General features: G+C 47.4%; 17 protein-coding genes, 1 other RNA gene and 1 pseudogene. 4 read left to right on the top strand and 15 right to left on the bottom strand.

The window, feature by feature from the left end:
• Positions 1–82 precede the first annotated feature (82 nt).
• Positions 83–1,558: a MocR-like pyridoxine biosynthesis transcription factor PdxR gene (pdxR, locus tag E0698_RS13450; RefSeq protein WP_192511887.1), complete on the bottom strand. Its 1,476-nt coding sequence runs from the start codon at positions 1,556–1,558 to the stop codon at positions 83–85.
• A gap of 328 nt (positions 1,559–1,886) precedes the next feature.
• On the opposite strand from pdxR, the gene E0698_RS13455 reads away from it, so the two are divergent.
• The 3 genes from E0698_RS13455 (at position 1,887) to E0698_RS13465 (ending at position 5,983) form a co-directional block, all read left to right on the top strand.
• A complete protein-coding gene (locus E0698_RS13455) occupies positions 1,887–2,297 on the top strand; it encodes a MarR family winged helix-turn-helix transcriptional regulator (protein ID WP_134913462.1) in 411 nt (136 codons plus the stop codon).
• A gap of 79 nt (positions 2,298–2,376) precedes the next feature.
• Positions 2,377–4,140, top strand: coding sequence for an ABC transporter ATP-binding protein (locus E0698_RS13460; protein WP_149093300.1), 1,764 nt, complete (start codon positions 2,377–2,379; stop codon positions 4,138–4,140).
• Positions 4,133–5,983 (top strand): ABC transporter ATP-binding protein, encoded by a 1,851-nt coding sequence (locus tag E0698_RS13465; protein ID WP_192511888.1) that lies wholly within the window; start codon positions 4,133–4,135, stop codon positions 5,981–5,983. The genes E0698_RS13460 and E0698_RS13465 overlap by 8 nt, the downstream gene beginning before the upstream one ends.
• Positions 5,984–6,036: 53 nt before the next feature.
• On the opposite strand, the gene E0698_RS13470 is transcribed toward E0698_RS13465, so the two are convergent.
• A complete protein-coding gene (locus tag E0698_RS13470; RefSeq protein ID WP_192511889.1) occupies positions 6,037–6,456 on the bottom strand; it encodes a hypothetical protein in 420 nt (139 codons plus the stop codon).
• A 57-nt stretch (positions 6,457–6,513) separates the two neighbouring features.
• On the opposite strand from E0698_RS13470, the gene E0698_RS13475 reads away from it, so the two are divergent.
• A complete protein-coding gene (locus tag E0698_RS13475) occupies positions 6,514–7,734 on the top strand; it encodes an aminotransferase-like domain-containing protein (protein WP_192511890.1) in 1,221 nt (406 codons plus the stop codon).
• 341 nt (positions 7,735–8,075) lie between these two features.
• Here the strand turns inward: E0698_RS13475 and rnpB are convergent.
• The 13 genes and pseudogenes from rnpB to E0698_RS13540 form a co-directional block, all read right to left on the bottom strand.
• Positions 8,076–8,474, bottom strand: an RNA gene (rnpB, locus tag E0698_RS13480) — RNase P RNA component class A.
• 185 nt (positions 8,475–8,659) lie between these two features.
• Positions 8,660–8,822 (bottom strand): annotated as a pseudogene (locus tag E0698_RS27680) (flavin oxidoreductase); the annotation flags it as partial.
• A gap of 64 nt (positions 8,823–8,886) precedes the next feature.
• On the bottom strand, positions 8,887–10,002 hold the full coding sequence (locus E0698_RS13490) for a Nif3-like dinuclear metal center hexameric protein (protein ID WP_192511891.1): 1,116 nt from the start codon (positions 10,000–10,002) through the stop codon (positions 8,887–8,889).
• Positions 9,978–10,739: a tRNA (adenine(22)-N(1))-methyltransferase gene (locus tag E0698_RS13495; RefSeq protein WP_192511892.1), complete on the bottom strand. Its 762-nt coding sequence runs from the start codon at positions 10,737–10,739 to the stop codon at positions 9,978–9,980. The genes E0698_RS13490 and E0698_RS13495 overlap by 25 nt, the downstream gene beginning before the upstream one ends.
• The gene (locus E0698_RS13500; RefSeq protein ID WP_192511893.1) at positions 10,736–11,575 is read right to left on the bottom strand and encodes a hypothetical protein; all 840 of its coding nucleotides are present in this window, start codon (positions 11,573–11,575) and stop codon (positions 10,736–10,738) included. The genes E0698_RS13495 and E0698_RS13500 overlap by 4 nt, the downstream gene beginning before the upstream one ends.
• A gap of 86 nt (positions 11,576–11,661) precedes the next feature.
• Positions 11,662–12,795, bottom strand: coding sequence for an RNA polymerase sigma factor RpoD (gene rpoD, locus E0698_RS13505; protein ID WP_134913454.1), 1,134 nt, complete (start codon positions 12,793–12,795; stop codon positions 11,662–11,664).
• A gap of 43 nt (positions 12,796–12,838) precedes the next feature.
• Positions 12,839–14,710 carry a DNA primase gene (dnaG, locus tag E0698_RS13510; protein WP_025683257.1) on the bottom strand — a complete coding sequence of 624 codons (1,872 nt, stop codon included), beginning with the start codon at positions 14,708–14,710 and terminating at the stop codon, positions 12,839–12,841.
• Positions 14,703–15,185, bottom strand: a complete 483-nt coding sequence (locus E0698_RS13515) for a YaiI/YqxD family protein (RefSeq protein WP_149093292.1) — start codon at positions 15,183–15,185, stop codon at positions 14,703–14,705. The genes dnaG and E0698_RS13515 overlap by 8 nt, the downstream gene beginning before the upstream one ends.
• A gap of 114 nt (positions 15,186–15,299) precedes the next feature.
• The gene (gene glyS, locus E0698_RS13520) at positions 15,300–17,375 is read right to left on the bottom strand and encodes a glycine--tRNA ligase subunit beta (protein ID WP_192511894.1); all 2,076 of its coding nucleotides are present in this window, start codon (positions 17,373–17,375) and stop codon (positions 15,300–15,302) included.
• Positions 17,368–18,255 carry a glycine--tRNA ligase subunit alpha gene (glyQ, locus tag E0698_RS13525; RefSeq protein ID WP_014282485.1) on the bottom strand — a complete coding sequence of 296 codons (888 nt, stop codon included), beginning with the start codon at positions 18,253–18,255 and terminating at the stop codon, positions 17,368–17,370. The genes glyS and glyQ overlap by 8 nt, the downstream gene beginning before the upstream one ends.
• 119 nt (positions 18,256–18,374) lie before the next feature.
• On the bottom strand, positions 18,375–18,530 hold the full coding sequence (locus tag E0698_RS13530) for a hypothetical protein (RefSeq protein ID WP_161797151.1): 156 nt from the start codon (positions 18,528–18,530) through the stop codon (positions 18,375–18,377).
• Between the two features lie 129 nt (positions 18,531–18,659).
• Positions 18,660–19,412, bottom strand: a complete 753-nt coding sequence (gene recO, locus E0698_RS13535; protein ID WP_192511895.1) for a DNA repair protein RecO — start codon at positions 19,410–19,412, stop codon at positions 18,660–18,662.
• 42 nt (positions 19,413–19,454) lie between these two features.
• A complete protein-coding gene (locus tag E0698_RS13540) occupies positions 19,455–19,592 on the bottom strand; it encodes a YqzL family protein (RefSeq protein WP_134913448.1) in 138 nt (45 codons plus the stop codon).
• Positions 19,593–19,841 lie beyond the last annotated feature (249 nt).

The following is a 19,841-nucleotide window of genomic DNA, read 5'->3' on the forward strand; positions in this document are numbered from 1 at the left end:
GCAACTCCTTTCGGTGAATTAGTACAGCATATTACAAAGGAGTTCCCTGTGATTGGATGATTAACCCCTATTGCAAATATCCTTACAGAATAGGCCTTCGTTCCATGATGACCGAGCGGTCAAGCAGTTCTCCCAGCAAGCGGCATAACTTGCGCAATCCTGCTTCGAGTGTGTCCTTGGCCGTGTATGAAAAGGAAATGCGAATATGATTACTTTCCATACCACCTGCATAACATACCCCTCCTGGTAAAAAGGATATGCCTTCACGATCAGCTAATCGTCCCAGCTCTGCGATATCAACAGCAGGCGGGAGTTTTATCCATATATTAAGACCACCCTCAGGTGCTTGCCAGGTGACTTCTGCAGGGGCAAAGCGCTGGAGTGTGTGCAAAGCAGTGATCAGACGGTCCTGCATTTGATCTCTTAACGAGACGAAATGGTTATCCAGCCGATGCCTGATGAAAGGTAACAATGCTTTTTGCGTCAACAAAGGGCTTCCCAGATCCGTAGTTGACTTGGCTGCCACAAGGCGGTCCAGCACACTTCCTGTAGCCACTACACAAGCGATACGACAGCCGGGAGCGACGGTTTTACTGAAGCTTTTAATATAAATCACATGTCCGGACAGATCATGCGCCTTAATGGGAAACGGTGGCTTTGTTTTGTAGTACAGATCAGAAAACGGATCATCTTCGACGATCAGACAATGATAACTTTGCGCCAGATCCAGAAGTTGCATGCGTCTGACCGTCGTTAAGGTTATTCCAGTGGGATTATGAAAGGTAGGTATCGTATAGATCAGCTTGGGAGGATGAGTGTCACAGAGGCGTGTCAGGATATCCATGCGCATGCCCTGCTCATCCATCGGAATCATGACCACCTTAGCACCACGGCTGGTAAATACATCAATCGCACCCGTATATGTAGGAGCCTCCATATAGACGATGTCACCGGGGCCAACGAACGTACGCGCCACAAGATCAATCCCCTGCTGGGCACCGCTTGTCACAAGTAGATGTTCCGCTGCAGTACGGATTCCACGTTCGCTCAGGTGAGTTGCAAATACTTCCCTCAGTTCTACATCCCCTTTGAAGGTGCCGTAAACAGCCATCGCATCGGGATCTTCGGAGGATAAACGTTGGGTATCATCAATGATTTCACGAGTGGGAAGAAGCTCTGGCTGAACTGCGGCAATATGAAAGGAATAGGGAACCTGTCGGCTATGGTTGAAGTTTCTCCACAACTGTGCACGCGGCAAGTAATCTATCAGCGACATTTGCCAAGATAAATCCAGCGCTTCCTCACGATGCGAAGATACAGAAGGCTCGGCTACATAGCATCCCTTTCCCTGTGTACACACCACAAGATGTATGGATTCCAGCTCCGCATACGCCTTGCTTACAGTTACAGGGCTAACCGAAAGCAGACTAGACAAATGGCGGACAGAGGGAAGCTTTGTACCCTGAGGCAGCAGTCCGGATTGGATACGGTCCGCCAATGTTTTGGCAATCTGTAGATATAATTTGACACTGCTATTGCGGCTGAGTTCAATATGCATCGGAATCGTCCCTTCAGGATCTGACCATCGGCCTCCATTGATGACGCAGAGCAGTTATTTTCAAAATAAGCATGATAACGTTCCTGTGATTTTATCTGTTTCCTATCCACAACACAACCGTAACCTGTCGCTTCGGAAGGCTGCGGGTTTTTGTATGGGCAAAATTGATGGAAGTACAAGTATGACATTTAAAGCTTTGTATTCAATGTATTCCCGTGAAAATGGTCATGGATGCTTCTTGTATTCCATATTTTCTCGAATTGACTTTTTATCCGGGCGTCATTATTATCTTATAGTATAAGATAAAAGCCAGAAGGTGTTGTGACCATTGGATTATAAGACATTAGCGACAGAACTATTCGAGTATATTGTCAAAAAGCACAAACCGTCATTAGAGGAGCAAGGGCACTACTCACGTGGTGAAATGGGGATTCTCATCTGTCTGAATTTCAATAAGGGTGGGGTTACTTCGGGCCACTTGAGCGAATACTTGTCCGTCAGTACAGGGCGGGTAGCAACGGCGCTGAAGAGCCTGGAGAAGAAAGGTTTGGTTGTACGCCGTACCGATGTCACCGACAAACGTAAGGTGATTGTATTCATTACGGATTCAGGCAAGCAATTTATGATTGATAAGTATAATGAAGGAATCGCATGGACCGAGAGCATTCTTCGCAAGCTGGACGAACAGGATGCCAAAGAATTTATCCGACTCATTAAGCTTATTGTCTCTAAAAGTTGAATTCCTAAGCAGGTCGCATGCAGGGTGCATCAAATTGCACCAAACACCTAAGATTTTCAGATAAAAGGAGAGCAACAGAATGCTAAAGATATTCAAATATCTCAAGAAAAATGAATGGATGCTCGTGCTTTGCAGCCTGGCTTTCATCGTTGTGCAGGTTTGGCTTGATCTGAAGCTGCCTGATTATATGGCAGAAATTACGACCAAGCTGCAAAGGGAAGGAACGCCTATGTCGGAACTGCTGATTCCCGGCAGTTACATGCTGTTGTGTGCAGTCGGCAGTATGATTGCATCTATTATTGTTGGCTATTTCGCGGCGAAGGTGGCGGCAGGGCTGGCCATGCGTCTGCGTGCGATGGTGTTTGATAAGACCTTGTCCTTTTCAATGGAAGAGATGAACAGCTTTTCGACGGCAAGCCTCATCACCCGCACCACGAACGATGTTACCCAGATTCAAACGATCGTTGCGTTGGGACTGCAGGTGATCGTCAAGGCACCGATTTTGGCCGTGTGGGCTATTGTGAAGATTGCGGACAAAAACTGGCAGTGGACCGCCTCTACAGGAGCGGCCGTGGCTGTTTTGATCCTGATGCTAAGTGTTATTGTTATTTTCGCCCTCCCCAGTTTCCAGCGAATCCAGCGTCTCACCGATAATCTGAACAGGGTAACACGTGAGCATCTGACTGGACTTCGGGTGGTGCGCGCTTATAATGCAGATCAGTATCAGGAGGAAAAGTTTGAGCAGGCCAACATTGAATTGACGAATACAAACCTGTTTGCGAACCGGTTAATGGCAATGATTGGCCCGGGTATGACCTTTATTATGTCGGGTCTGAGTGTCTCTATCTATTGGATCGGCGCTTACCTGATTAACGGGGCGGCCGTGCCGGACCGCATTGCGCTGTTCTCCAATATGGTCGTATTCTCCTCTTATGCGATGCAGGTGGTCATGGCCTTTATGATGGTTAGTATGATTTTCTTCCTGATGCCTCGCGCTTCGATTTCTGCCAAACGGATCATGGAGGTATTGAACACCCAATCCAGCATCATGAACGGGCATGAGACGGCTGGAGAAAAAGGCGTTATGGGACAGGTGGAATTTCGTAATGTCAGCTTCAAATATCCGGACGCCGAGGAGCCCGTGCTCCGCGATATTAGCTTTACGGCGAAACGGGGTGAGACAGTTGCCTTCATCGGCGCGACTGGCAGCGGTAAAACTAGCGTAATCAATCTGATTCCCCGTTTCTATGATGTGACCGAGGGAGAAGTGCTCGTGAATGGTGTCAATGTCAAAAACTATAACCAGCATGCACTTCATAACAAAATCGGGTATGTCCCTCAGAAAGCCGTGCTTTTCAGCGGTACAGTGGCATCCAACGTTTCGTACGGCGATAACGGAAGAGCAGAGGCTTCGGAGAAACTCATCCAGGCAGCCGTAGGGATTGCCCAAGGCACGGAATTTGTCGAAAAAATGGACGGTCAGTATCAGGGACGGATTTCACAAGGTGGAACGAACGTATCAGGCGGTCAAAAGCAGCGTCTGTCCATTGCGCGTGCCATCTACCGTCAGCCGGAGATTTATATCTTTGATGATTCCTTTTCAGCACTGGACTATAAAACAGACCGAATTCTGCGCTCGGCTCTCAAAAAAGAAACCGACCATGCTACGACACTCATTGTTGCTCAGCGCATAGGCACCATTAAGGACGCTGACCAAATTATCGTACTGGAACAGGGTGAGATTGTAGGGAGCGGCACACATGATGAGCTGATGGCGAACTGCAGCACCTATCAGGAGATCGCTTATTCGCAGCTTTCAAAGGAGGAACTCGTACATGGATAAGAATGAACACACCGAAGGCAACCAGAGCATGAAAATGAAACAACGAGGTCCCCTGCGTGGAGATCCTGCGGGCAACATGGATGCTGATAAAAAAGCGAATCATTTTAAAAAGACCCTCAAACAGCTCTTATCCTATAGCAAGTCCTATATACCTATGGTTATGCTCTCTATGGTGCTTGCTCTGGCAGGTTCCATCTTCAACGTAATTGGCCCGGATAAGCTCAGCGATATTGCCAATCTGATCCAGAAAGGAATCGTAACAGGGATTGATGTGGGTGCTGTCCAGAAGATTGTTCTTGTATTGGCGCTTTTGTATGGTCTTGGTCTTATCTTTAACTATTTCCAAGGCTTCATTACGGCAACCGTGTCACAGCGTCTTACAAAGAAGATGCGGACAGAGCTCTCCCGAAAAATCAATCATATGCCTTTGAAGTATTTTGACGCTACGAGCTACGGTAATGTGCTCAGCCGTGTGACCAACGATGTCGATACCATCGGGCAAACGTTAAACAACAGTCTCGGTACGCTTGTCAGCGCGCTGGCAACCTTCGTGGGCGCCTTGATTATGATGCTGTATACGAACTGGATCATGACCGTTACCGGGATTGTAGCTACGCTGATCGGTTTTTCCCTGATGACCGTGATTATGAAGCATTCACAGAAATATTTTGTAGCACAGCAAGCGGAACTTGGCCAGATCAACGGTCATATCGAAGAAACCTATGCCGGTCATAACGTAGTCAAGGTATATAACGGAGAAAAAGCAGCCAAGGAAGTGTTCCATGGCATTAACAGCCGCTTATATACAAATGCATGGAAATCCCAGTTCATGTCTGGCCTAATGATGCCAGTCATGATGTTCATTGGGAATTTCGGTTATGTTGCGGTCTGTGTCGTGGGCGCTTTGCTGGTGAACCAACATGCTATAACGATCGGAACCATTGTGGCCTTCATGGTGTATATTCGTCTGTTTACACAGCCCTTGTCACAGCTGGCACAGGCCGCAACCAATCTGCAATCGGCGGCTGCCGCGAGTGAACGTGTATTCGAATTTCTGGGTGAAGAAGAATTGGCAGATGAGAGCGACAAGACCAAGAAGCTGGACAACGCCAAAGGGGATGTCGAATTCAAACATGTCCGTTTCGGTTATAACGAAGACCGTATGATTATCAAGGACTTCTCCATGAAAGCTGAAGCCGGTCAGAAAATTGCCATTGTCGGTCCGACAGGCGCCGGTAAGACCACGCTCGTGAATTTGCTCATGCGGTTCTATGAGCTGAACGGTGGGGAAATCTATATTGACGGAACCCCGATCAGCCAATTAACACGTGAGAATATTCATCGATTATTCTGTATGGTGCTGCAGGATACCTGGCTGTTTGAAGGAACGATCCGTGAGAATATTGCCTTTTCCAAAGAACATGTTACCGATAAACAGGTGGAAGCCGCATGTAGAGCGGTGGGGCTGCACAGCTTCCTTAAAACACTGCCGCAGGGCTATGATACGATGCTGGACGACAAAGCCAATCTCTCTGCCGGTCAAAAGCAATTGATTACCATTGCAAGAGCCATGATTGAAGATGCACCCATGCTCATTCTGGATGAGGCCACAAGCTCGGTCGATACGCGTACGGAATTGCTAATTCAACAAGCGATGGACCAGCTGACTGTAGGGAAAACCTCCTTTGTGATTGCCCACCGCCTCTCGACGATCAAGAACGCCGATCTGATTCTGGTCATGAAGGACGGTGACATTATCGAAACGGGTAACCATGAGGAATTGCTGGCTAAAGGCGGCTTCTATGCCGATCTATACAACAGTCAGTTTGAACATGCATCCTAAAAAAATAACCAGTCCCTATTTGAAAAAACATGATAGTAGTCACTAATAGCATATCAGGGTAAAAGAGAGACGTGTCTGGATGATCGCTGCGAAGGGCGATCCAGACACGTTTTTGGTGTGCTCAAAAGCTGTCCGATGTTTGGCGGATCAGCTTGTTTATTATGTTTTTTCATAGCTGCTAGAATTTCCAAAGCCATATTATCGTCTATGCGATAAAGTGTTAGGTTTTGTAAGAAAGCTCCATGTAGAATTGTGGGTAACTTTGCTTTGCTGATTTTTATGCACATGTGAATAACTGGATCATTACCAGTGTAACCTTCTAGCGAGAAACCAATTTCAATCTTGCGCTGAATAATAGCAAGATTTACGTGATAGTGATTTGTATGGTCGAATTTTTTCTTGGGATCAGGATTTTTCGGCTTTCCATTAGACCAATCAACTGTTATATTCGGACGTTTACTGTTATACTTCATTATTGTTATAATACAATAAATTTCATAGTACAGTATAGAACACAGGAGATGATTGGATTGGAATACAAATTTTCGGGTATGGCTCGTACTCAGGGCTCGTCCATCGTTAGGGACATTTTGAAGCTGACACAGGGAACAGAAGTGTTATCCCTGGCAGGTGGTCTTCCGGCCGATGCCTTTTTTCCCATCGAAGCCGTTGCTAAAGCCTATGAGCGGGTATTCCGTCTCGGCGGTACTACTGCGCTTCAATACGGTCTAACCGATGGATATATTCCTCTACGGGAACGCCTTACAACCATAATGGCATCCCAAGGCATCTCCGTCACCAGAGATAACATCATCATGACGACGGGCTCACAGCAGACTATCGATCTGGTTTCGCGTGTGCTGCTTGATCCGCAGAATACTGTATTGGTGGAGTCCCCTACTTATTTGGCAGCTCTTCAGGTGTTTAAGTCCTATGGCGCCAACATTGTAAGTGTAAACACAGACTCCAACGGTATGCAATTAGATGATCTTGAAGCCAAGCTCAAGGAATATCAGCCTAAATTCGTGTATGTCATCCCAACTTTCTCCAACCCGGCGGGGAGTGTATGGAGCATGGACCGCAGAGTAGGCGTTGTTGAGCTTTGCCGTAAATACGGAACTTTGATTTTTGAGGATGATCCTTACGGACGTCTCAAATTTGACGAAAACCTTAACTTCCCTACCCTTTTATCCATTGACCAGCAGCAAGGTGGAGACAGTCATGTCATGTACACCTCTACGTTCTCCAAAACCGTTGCTCCTGGTGTTCGTTCTGGATGGCTGGTTGCTGATCAAGCGATTGTCAATAAAGTCTCGAAGGCCAAACAATCTGCTGATCTGCACTCCAGCAGTATCGATCAACGTGCTTTAAATGAGCTCTTGGACTTTTTTGATTTGGATGGACATATTCGGACCGTATCCAGCGAATATCACTCTCGTATGCTACGCCTCACAACACTGATGAAAGAACGTCAATGGGAAGGAATTACGTGGAATGATGCACTTGGCGGCATGTTTATGTGGCTCACTTTACCCGAAGGCTTCCGTTCCGATCGCTTGCTGGAACTGGCCATTCAGGAAGGCGTCGCATTTGTGCCTGGACAAGTATTTTATGCTGATCTGAGCGGCAGTAACCATATGCGGGTTAACTTCACACATACCGATCCTTCACTGCTTCCTGAAGCGGTTAACCGTTTGGATCGGGCATTGAAGATGTATACAGAGGAAAGATTGGAAAAAAGCGTGCGCTGATGAAGGTTTTCAGGCACCCACGCGAGAACACTTCGCGAATCATTTGGTCTTACGATCGCTGCGCTTCTCCGGATTCAAATGCTCCGCTACGCTGACTACGTGCCTCATCCCCGGACGTTTTTACGATAGAGGGAATGAGTAGATAAAAAAACAGAATGAAATAGACCTAAATATACACGTACGCTGCGTAAAATACGGTATACAAAAAAGGTTCAAGCCTGATTCCCAAAGGAATATTGCTTGAACCTTTTTTTGTAATTCATTAAATACATTTGGATTCCATGTTTTCATGCAAACAGTCATTTAAAAGGTTAACATCATACATTTTAAGGTGTTGCAGTGTGGAAAGTTTTCCGTAAGCCGGGTTCTGTGCTATTCGTGGTTCAGACGGGAACTACCCTCCCACTATAAGCGACAATCATCTATCTAGGCCGAATATTGCTATCCGGCTCCAGCGACCAACCTAGACACGCCTCGGGCTAAGGCCGCTTCGCGAAGAAGCTGTGTCCCATTAGGTCTTGCTCCAGATGGGGTTTACCAGGAACGAAGTCACCAGCGTTCCTCGGGGTCTCTTACACCTCGGTTCCATCCTTGCCTGTGCCGCAAGCGGCCATCGGCGGTCCATTTCTGTGGCACTATCCTTCAACTCGCGCTGACTGGACGTTATCCAGCATCCTGCCCTATGGAGCCCGGACTTTCCTCTCGCGGTTCACACCGCCAGCGATTGTCTGTTAAACTTTCCGAACAACATTACATAGTATACAGGGAACGCACGCTCGACACAACCCTAAAAATATTGTAAATTTGAGAGCTTCCTTTATTTGTTCAAATAAAACGGGTGTACCTTCTTTTGTAACGTATCATCTGCCACAAAATAAGTAGAACGACCCACGTATAACGGAATATCAAGCTTACTAAAATCCGCATATGTTTCCTTCCGCAACGAGATGCATACATGCCCGGTGATGATCCGATATATGTATGCCAGCCAGAGGACATTATATTCTGTACACCGTCATGGCGGGAAGTAACAACAGCCACATCCCCGGATAGGCATGGATCGCAGGATCAGCAATTAAAGTTCGCATACAACCTCTCCTCTATGAGCTAAAAGTTATAAAACACTTTCATCTTCTCATAGAAGTTAAGCTTTTACAAAAATTGAAAAGGCTCGGTATTGACCTCAGATACATGTACTTCCGTAGAGTATCGGCCTTCTTCCAGCCGTTTGCGCATCCATTCTGCGGTTTTAGGCTTCATAATTTTCTCTGCGTTATGACCAGGGTCAACGATGGCAATGCCAGCCATAAGGGCATCCTGAGCCGTGTGATAGTCGATATCACCCGTTACTAATACGTCAGCCCCTTTAAAAATCGACTTGTTCACATAGCGGCTGCCAGAGCCTCCGAGTACAGCTGCTTTTTTGATTGTACGGTCCAGGTCGCCCACTACACGTACATGCTCAACGTTGAAGCCTTCTTTCACATCATTGACAAACTCGCGTAACGTGCGGGCTTCCTTGAGCTTTCCCACCCGTCCCAGGCCAAATGTGCGGCCCTGCAAATCCATATGGTACAGGTCATAGGCTACCTCTTCATAAGGATGAGCTTTAAGCATCGCCTGAACGACTTTGTTGCGCACACCCTGTGGCACAACCGTCTCTATGCGTACCTCTTCGCTGCGTTCCATTTTACCCGGCTCACCCAAAAACGGCTGTGTGCCTTCACCCGGCACGAAAGTTCCGTAGCCATCAATGTTAAAGCTGCAATGGCTGTAATTGCCGATATGTCCGGCTCCCGCACCCAGTACGGCATCCAACACCCGTTGATGATGTGTTTTCGGTACGAAAACGACGAGCTTGAACAATTGCTCCGTGTGGACATCCTCCAGCGTACCTTCACTTTCAATACCCAAGGCTTCCGCCATCCAGTCATTCATACCGTCCTCTGCCGTATCCAGATTCGTGTGACTGATGTAGACGGCAATATCGTTCTTGATCAGCTTTTCATACAATCTGCCTGCGGGCTGATCCGTACTCAATGCTTTGAGTGGACGGAATATGATAGCATGGTGGGCAATAATCAGGTCGGCCTTTACACGGAGCGCCTCTTCCACAACCTCATCATTGACATCCAGAGCTACCAGTATGTTTTTGATCTCTTTTTGCAGACTGCCAAGCTGAAGCCCGATTCTGTCGTCCGGAACTGCCAAATATTTTGGAGCCAACTGTTCCATATAGCTAATTACCGTTTGTCCTTTGGCAAACATGTAAGTACCTCCTGTAGCTGTTCAATTTGCTTACGTAATTGCTCCTGCTTTTGCTGCGCCGATTCCTGCTCTGACCGCGCCAACTGTGCAAGCACGTTCTGGAGCTTATGAATTTCCAGCTTCCATTTACGGAAAAATACTTCATTAGGTTCTCTTACCAGTAACGGTCCAAGCTGTTCCAGCCACTCCTGCGTCAATACTAGCGAGCTGCCGGAAAGAGCTAACGGTCGGTATAGCTCGTCCTGCTTCACAGGGCTATCCGACAGGGGTACAGCCGTCAAAACTTCATATATTTTTCCGTCTTCTTCCATAATATGCTCGCCTGTCAATACCCATTGATGCTCGATCAGCCATCGGCGCAAAATATCCTCGCCTACGTTTGGTTGTAAAACAAGCCGCTTCACTGAATCCAACTTGTCTTTCCCCTGCTCCAAAATGGAAGCAATTAAGGCACCGCCCATGCCTGCTATCGTAATAACATCAACCTCACCGGCTGTAATTACGGCCAAGCCGTCGCCTTTTCTAACGGTTATGCGATCAGTCAGGCCCGCTTCAGCGACCTGCTTTTGAGCCGCACGCAACGGCCCATCATTGACTTCGCCTGCCACAGCCTGGGTTACCAGACCGCTACGTACCGCGGCCACAGGGAGCAGCCCGTGGTCAGAGCCAATATCCGCTAATCTACTCCCGGTAGGGATTTGTTCCATAATATATTGTAATCGTTGAGAAAGCTTCATGACGTCACCCACGTAATCCATTTTTTTCGAGTCCAAAATAAAATTCCTACAACAATAGCCAACTTCAATAAGCCGTACAATACAACATCACCCGATGCTTGATGACGCAGCACGATCATGTCTGCTTCAGGCATGAAAACCAATGTCATTCCGATAGCAAAATAGACCGAAGCCAGACGTGAAAAGCGGCGATGTACCCACCAGCTTAACCATACCAGCAATGCTGCATGCAAAACCCAAAATCCCTCCAGCATCACGTGAGAGGCCGCAGGCCAGTAACGCCCTATAAGAACTGCATATACCAAAAGCAGTGCAATAAAGCCACAGTAGTGAAGCAAGATGATACGCAAGGTTAAGCCCACAAGGCACCATACCAGCCCGCACAGACCGACCAGAATCAGAAACCAAAACTTGGGTTCACCCTGATGAAGCTGAATAATCCATACCCCTGAACCCAGCATAATCACACTGCCCAAGATACTCAGCATAGCGCTCATGCTCTTTTCTGAAGAACGCCAAACTGCAGCTACTCCATAGCAGATCCCGGTTACTGCACATGCCGAGAATATTTGCATTGCCAACGGAAAAGCGGTAAAATAAAAACCGATCAAACAAATGCAGGAAATAATGACAAAACCAAGAAGCCAGGCGATTCCATGCCCGTTTCTAAGATATGTAAGCAGCCCGGTGCTACTGTGGCTTTGGCTCTGTGACGGATTTTCGTCCTCTCGATAGAGATTAGACAAAAAATCACAATATTGCTCAGGGAGCAGCCGACTTCGCCGCCAATGCTCAATTTCATGTAACAGTATTGCCCGTTTTTTCTCTTGGTCCAAGCTTTTCCCCTCCACCAAGGCTGCCATGGGATAAAAAAAGACCCTCTGCGCGCTCCAAGCCGCAGAAGGTCCGCAATGTTACGCTTCTATTCGAGGAAATCCTTCAGTCGCTTACTGCGGCTTGGATGGCGCAGCTTGCGCAGCGCTTTAGCCTCAATCTGACGAATACGTTCGCGTGTAACACCGAATACTTTACCCACTTCCTCAAGGGTTCTGGTTCTACCGTCGTCCAAACCAAAACGGAGACGCAATACGTTCTCTTCCCGTTCGGTCAACGTATCCAGTACATCCTCAAGCTGTTCCTTCAGAAGTTCATAGGCAGCCGCATCCGCAGGCGCCAGCGCTTCCTGATCCTCAATGAAATCCCCCAAATGTGAATCATCTTCTTCACCAATTGGCGTTTCCAATGAAACCGGTTCTTGGGCAATTTTCATAATTTCCCGAACTTTCTCCACACTCAGCTCCATCTCTGCAGCTACTTCTTCCGGCGTAGGTTCACGCCCCAGCTCTTGCAACAGTTGACGCGATACGCGAATCAACTTGTTGATCGTTTCCACCATATGCACGGGAATACGAATCGTTCTCGCCTGATCGGCTATGGCACGCGTAATGGCCTGACGAATCCACCAGGTCGCATACGTACTGAATTTAAATCCTTTTTCGTAATCAAATTTTTCTACTGCCTTAATCAGACCCATGTTACCTTCCTGAATCAGATCCAGGAAAAGCATTCCACGGCCAACATAACGCTTGGCAATACTTACAACCAGACGCAAATTCGCCTCTGCGAGTCGACGTTTGGCTTCTTCATCACCGTTGTTGATCCGTTTCGCCAGCCCCACCTCATCATCGGCGGAAAGAAGCGGTACACGGCCGATTTCTTTCAGGTACATCCGGACCGGATCATTGATTTTAATACCGGGAGGCAGGCTCAGATCGTCATCGTAGTTAAAGTCATCCCCGTCGTTGTTTTCCGGGTCGTCGTTTGGACGCAATCTGGTAACTTCTTCGTCGTTGTCATTTACTACCTCAATCCCCAAGTCACCCAGTTGCTCATAAAACTCATCCATTTGCTCGGGGTCCTGATCAAACGACGATAGTTTTTCCATGATATCTTTGTAGTTCAGAGAGGAACTTTTTTTACCCAACTCAATCAATTGATCTTTAACCTGATCCAGTGTCAGTTCCGTCTCCAGTTCAGTATGCTGATCATTCGCCATCTTTCGACTCCCTCCTCCCTAGAAACATCCGACCTCTGTGTGTTCATTGTCTCTCTAGGGCTATAATCTCAATTACAATTTGTGCTGCGCGCAAAGCATCACCAGAACGCTCCGCGGCTCTCATTTCTTCTCTCTTCAAATCCAGTTGCTTCTGCAATGGAAATTTGCACACCTGCTGAATACAATCGTCCAATACGTGTGGCGATACATCTGGAGCATCCATCATCATAATCGAGCTTACGGTTTTCTCCAGACGGTCATCTTGAAGAGAAGAAATAAATCGGCTCGTATCCGGTAATTTACCTTGTGCATAATAGGCGTATAGATAAGCAGCAATTGCTGCATGATCCTCAATATTAAAGGCATCCCCCAGATGCTTCTCCACATATTGTGCAGTTTCTGCATCCTGCATCATCCAGTGGAGTAATCTACGTTCCGCCACATGATAAGCTGGCATGACATTTGGTTTTGCAATCTGCCCGTTTTTATGCCTACCATTATTCCACCGATTTTCGTTATTATCCCCAAAGTCCTGTTTTTTTTGCAGGGACTGTCGGAGTAAATTGCATTCTTGCTTTAAGGTTTCAAAATCCACCTTGACTTCAGCTGATACTTCGCGCAAATACACTTCCCGCTCGGTCGGGGATGACAGAGGTGCAATGACATTTAATGCTTCGCGGGAATAAGCGATTCTTCCTTCTTCCTCTTGCAGTATATGGTTTTTTTTCAGATATATAAGCTTAAATTTCACCGTTGAAACGGCACTTTCGATAATTTGGCGCTGAAACCTTTCCCCGCCGTATTGCCGGATAAAATCATCCGGGTCCATACCGTCGCTGACCAGCGCTACCTTAACGTGAAGTCCCGCATTTTCCAGCAACGGAAAATTTTTGAGCGCAGCAGCTTGTCCTGCCCGGTCACCATCATAGCAAATAATGACCTCGTCGCACAGTCCCTTTAGCATTGTGGCATGATGCTCCGTCAAAGCTGTGCCCATAGCGGCCACCCCGTTCTGCACACCTGCTTCCCAAGCCGAGATGACATCACCGTATCCTTCAAAAAGAACACTCTGGCGAAGCTTGCGAATCGAATTCTTGGCATGGTGGAGATTGTACAGGGTCCGACTCTTGTTGAACAGCTTGGTTTCGGGTGAATTCAAATACTTGGGCTGTCCTTCACCCAGTATACGGCCCGCAAAGGCAATTACTTTGCCATTTCGATTCCAAATGGGAAACATAATGCGATCCCTGAACCGATCCACATACCCATCCCCCTCATGTCTGGGAGAAATAAGCCCGCCCTTTTCCATCTCAACAGGATCGAAAGAACGCTTCTCCAGAAACTGGACGATGGTATCCCATCGGTTAGGGGCATAGCCAATTTGAAATTGATCAATGATCTTGTCAGTAAATCCCCGTGACCGCAAATACTCCATAGCCGGTTTGCCATGCTCCGTATTTTTAAGGAGAAAATGGTACATCTTAGATGTTAGCTCGTACGCTTGCAACAACCTGTCCAACTCAGGATGCTGATGCGTTGACTCACGTCCCTGCCATTCGCCGAGAGGGATATGACTTTCTTCCGCCATTGTTCTGACAGCTTCGGGAAAGGATAGTCCTTCGATTTCCATCATAAATTTGATGGCATTGCCTCCCGCGCCGCAGCCGTAGCAGTAAAAAATCTGACGATCCGGTGTCACGGTGAATGAAGGGGTTTTTTCAGAATGAAAAGGACAGAGCCCTTTCATATACTTCCCCTGCTTGGTCAAATGCACGTACTTGCTTACCGTATCTACGATATCATGATGCTGTAAAACCGACTCAATGATATCGTCCGGTATGTTGCCTTGTCCAGCACTCATGTTAACCACCTTCATCTCTTTAGCACGTAAATATAATTCGATACCGTTATTCATTCTCCTGCAAGCAGAGTAAAAGTTTTGTCAGTTTATGTTGAAAAACTTCACGATCCTCTGATGTAAACGGTTTAGGACCTTTTCCATAACGTCCTTTTTTCCTTTCCTTGGCAGAAGTGTGACGGCGGTCGAGCATAAAATCAATCGAATCGTTTCGATACATCGCTCCGCGAAATGACATAACCTCACAGCCTTTAGCCAAAGCAAGTGCCGCAAGACCGTAATCGTTGGTGGTTACAATGTCTCCCCGACGGATATGATTAGCAATATAGAGATCAGCGCTTTGGTCGCTACGGTCCACTTTTACGATGGTCACGCCTCCGCTGCCCTGGATAAGATGATCATACGAAGATACCATAATAACCTGAACTTGAAAACGGGAAGCTGTATCCGCAATTTCGCTTTTGACAGGACAAGCGTCTCCGTCGACAACGATCCGCACATCCGATAAACCCCCGGATATTCCCACAAGCATCCCCCATCTCCATCCGGATTCGAGTAAAATACGGAACGGCTGCAAGATCGCTCTTACACCGTTCCGTATATTTATACCCATTTTTTCAAGTTGTTCATACTATTACAGCTACGATTAGCCCACGAGTTTGGAAAAATCAGCAAAATGCTTCAGCTCTGTATCAATGGCGGCCAGCAATGCCAGACGATTATTACGAATCGCATCATCCTCAGCCATAACCATTACGGAATCAAAGAACGCTGTGATCGCAGGAGTAATGGACGAGGCAAGTTCTAAAGCTCGCGTGGCATCGCCTTCCTGCAATGCTGTAAGATAAGATTCATAAACGCCGTACCATGCTTCATAGAGCGCTTTTTCACCCTGTTCCGTAAATTCATCCGTATTAACTGATGCATGAACAGCTTTTGCAGCTAAATTGCCTACGCGGTTAAACGACTCTACCGTTGCTTTAAAGGCATCTCCCGTTTGTACCGCATTCATCAGAGCAGCTCCGCGATTAACGACAGAAGCAACATCATCAAATCCGGCGGTAAGCACAGCGTCTACGACGTCATAACGAAGCGTCTCGGACAACAGCTTTTTTACCCGCAAACCGAAGAATTCATGTAACTCTTTACGAATTTCATCGGCAGAACGTTTCATATTTCCAAGGTTGTCGTGTACGTCAAGCGCAATATTGAACACATCAGACAAAGTTGCTGAAAGATTACGGTCCAATAAAATTTGCACAATACCTGCGGCCTGGCGACGAAGCGCATAAGGGTCCTGTGAGCCTGTCGGAATAATACCGATGGAGAAGCAACCGGTAATCGTGTCAATTTTATCAGCGATGCTGACAATAGCCCCTGCGTTCGTGGAAGGAACCGTTTCTCCGGCAAAACGCGGTTGATAATGTTCAAACACCGCTCTCGCCACTTCTTCCTTCTCTCCAGCCTTACGAGCATAGTCCTCACCCATAACACCTTGCAGTTCCGGGAATTCATATACCATTTGCGTTACCAGATCAAACTTACAAATATCTGCTGCCCGGCTAACCGACTCCTGTGTATCGGGGGAAACCCGCAGCTTCTCAGCTAAAGCATCGGCAATGCGGCGAATCCGCCGTACCTTGTCTCCAACCGTACCCAATTCCTCGTGGAAAACGATACTTTCCAGCTTGGAGAGCGCATCCTTGATTTCCAGTCTCTGATCTTCTTCATAAAAGAATTTGGCATCAGATAGCCGTGCGCGCAATACTTTTTCGTTCCCTTTGGAAATGACATCCAGCGATTGACTTCCACCGTTACGTACAGTAACAAAGTATGGCAGCAGCTCTCCCGCACGATCCAGCACCGGGAAATAACGTTGATGCTCACGCATGGAAGTAATCAGCACATCCTTGGGAATGTTCAGGAACGAAGGATCAAAACCTCCGAACAGCACCGTCGGCGTTTCAACCAGATACAGCACTTCCTCCAGCAGATCATCCTTAACCGCGATCGTCCAGTCTTTTTCGGCAGCCAACGCTTCAATCTGCTTCACAATAATGGACTGACGTTCCGCAATATCTACGATAACATGCTGTTTGCGAAGTAACTCAACATAGTCAGCCGGGCTTTCTACAACAGTATCCTGTCCGAGAAAACGATGTCCTCTTGTGACATTTCCAGATTGAACCCCGGCAATTTCCAGGTTAACAATATCGTTGCCAAACAAGGCGATCAACCAACGGATTGGACGAACAAACTTAAAGTCATAGCTGGCCCAACGCATAAATTTAGGGAAGGTCATGGCATGCAAAATATGCAACAGGCCTTCGGACAGCACTTCCGCTGTCGGTACGCCTATACTGCTCTTGGTCGCGTAAATATACTCCACGCCTCCATGCTCCTTGAACGTAAACTGTTCAGGATCAACACCTTGGCTACGGGCAAAGCCGAGAGCAGCCTTGCTCCAGTTGCCGGCTTCGTCAAGTGCGATTTTGCGGGAAGGACCTTTGACTTCTTCGTTAATATCCTCCTGCTTTTCGGCTACTTCCTTAACCAGCACTGCCAGACGACGAGGAGTAGCATAAGCTTCTACATCACCATGAGCAATACGTGAGCTGTCCAGCCATGCCGTCATACGCTCCTTTAACTGCTGAATCGCAGCAGGAATAAAACGGGCGGGCACTTCTTCCAAACCGATTTCAAACAGCAAATCCTTAGACATGTGCCGCACCTCCTTTCTTCAACAATGGGAAGCCCAGCTTCTCGCGTTCCTCCAGATAAGTTGCAGCCACCTGACGGGCCAAATTCCGTACACGCATAATAAATCCGGTTCGTTCCGTTACACTGATTGCACCACGGGCATCCAACAAGTTGAACGCATGAGAGCATTTCAATACATAATCGTAGGCTGGAAATACAAGATGCTGCGCCATGGCTTTATTCGCTTCTTCTTCATACATATTAAACAGGGTGAAAAGCATTTTGACATCAGATACTTCAAACGTATATTTAGAATGCTCAAATTCAGGCTGGTGGAAAACATCACCATACGTGATGCCATTAACCCACTCAAGATCGAATACGTTCTCCTTGTCCTGAATGTAGGACGCAAGACGCTCCATACCATACGTAATTTCAACCGCAACCGGGCTGGCATCGATACCGCCCACTTGCTGAAAATACGTGAATTGGGTAATTTCCATACCGTCCAGCCATACTTCCCAACCTAATCCCCATGCTCCCAGCGTTGGCGCTTCCCAGTTGTCTTCAACAAAGCGAATATCATGTTCCAGAGGATTAATACCAAGGCGGCTCAGGCTCTCCAGATACAATTCCTGAATGTTATCAGGCGATGGCTTCAAAACAACCTGAAACTGGTGATGCTGATACAGACGGTTTGGGTTCTCCCCATAACGACCATCTGCGGGACGGCGGGATGGCTCAACATAAGCTACGTTCCACGGCTCAGGTCCAATCGAACGTAAATACGTCATCGGGTTCATTGTGCCTGCCCCTTTTTCCGTGTCATACGGCTGTACAATAATACAGTTGTGCTCGGCCCAAAATTGTTGCAGTGTCAAAATCATCTGCTGAAAATTCATGGTACACCCTTCCCTTCCAAATTACCTCAAATGGTGGTGATCATTCTTCGTAAAGCTTCTATGTACAGGGCTGCCAACTTCCAACAAGCCTCGCCAGAGACAGCAAAAAGCCCCCGCCTCTACGCCTGTACAGACGTAGGGACGAGAGCTGACTCCCGCGGTTCCACCCTACTTGATTGCAGTCCTCCATCACCAGCCAGACCGTAATCCTCTTTTCCGTGTCCAATCAGATGCTCCCGAGTGCCTTGTTCACGAAGATTTCCCGCCAGGCTCACACCGTCCCCGGCTCGCTTACTCTAGAGAATAAACTCCGCTACTTTCTCGTTCAATGCCTCTGCTCCAGAAGGAGATATATAGTAGGATATTACACGTTTTCAGCAGCACAGTCAAGGGAGCAAGATGTTTCACATATCATATTTGTCGAGCTGATCCAGAAAGTTACGGGATTTCAGCTTGACCTCCAGCTGCATGTCCATGAACTGGCGCATGACATGTTTGATTTCCAGCTTGGTTGAGTCCTTCACGTCAATGTTGCCGAGTCGGTTTAGATCCATTCTTGCGAACAAACGTAACAGCTTCAACGTACGCGGTGTGACACTCAATGCAGCAGGATCAAAATGCTTGTAACTTCGACACAAGACCCCGCCCAGCCTCGGACTGATAAACATATCTTCATCAGCACACTGCTGTCCGCTGGAAATACAGGCATCAAGCTGGGGAGCATATCCGGCCGCCTGTAATATTTTAAATTCATAAATGCTCATGACGATCACCGGATCTTTTCCGCTCTCCAGCGCTTCCAGACATGCTTTAAGCTGCTTGAACCAAAAGGTGCCCGTTTCCTCATCATGTAGTACCCGGTCAAGCAACTCACAGGCATATGAGGCGTAAGCGGCCTTGGTAATATCCTCGCGCAGTGTATGGTGGGATTGGATAATTTCACCGGCATTCAACGTGCCTAAGCCGGTATTTCGAAAAAACACAAATTCACCATACGTAAACGGCTGCGTTAAAGCGGCATGACGGCTTTTGGGCTTCTTGGCTCCTCTGACCAGCACGCCTGTCTTACCGCCGCTTTCGGTGCAAAGCGTAATAATTTTGTTCCCCTCACCGTAATCCATGCTGCGGATGACGATTCCTTCCACCCTGTAAAGCATGCCTCTTCCCCCAAACATTCGCGAAGAAGCCAGTGGCTTGCACTATTCACGGGCTTCTTCATGCTCGTCCGACTCTCCTTCATCCGCGTCTTGTTCCCATGTCACGGCGCTCTCCCTGTATAACAGATACGCACCGACATCCCCAGTCATCGCAAAATACTTCCACGAAAAATCTCGCAATCGTATTCATCCTTTCTTCGGAAATGACGTTTGCATCTCAAAATTAGGATGATGCGAAGAGAGGTGAAGTATGCGATGAAATAAATGGATTGCGTTAAAAAAAGTGTGTTGCTGTAGGCGGTGCTGAGACGCTCCGCGAATGATTTGATCTTTCGATCGCTGTTACCCCTGAATTTATTTGTATTTGAAACATGAAAAGGTTTAAATTCAGGGTAAAGGCGAACGCTGACGCTTCTTCAGATTCAAATC

Source organism: Paenibacillus sp. 23TSA30-6, from assembly GCF_014858585.1.
GTDB lineage: Bacteria > Bacillota > Bacilli > Paenibacillales > Paenibacillaceae > Paenibacillus.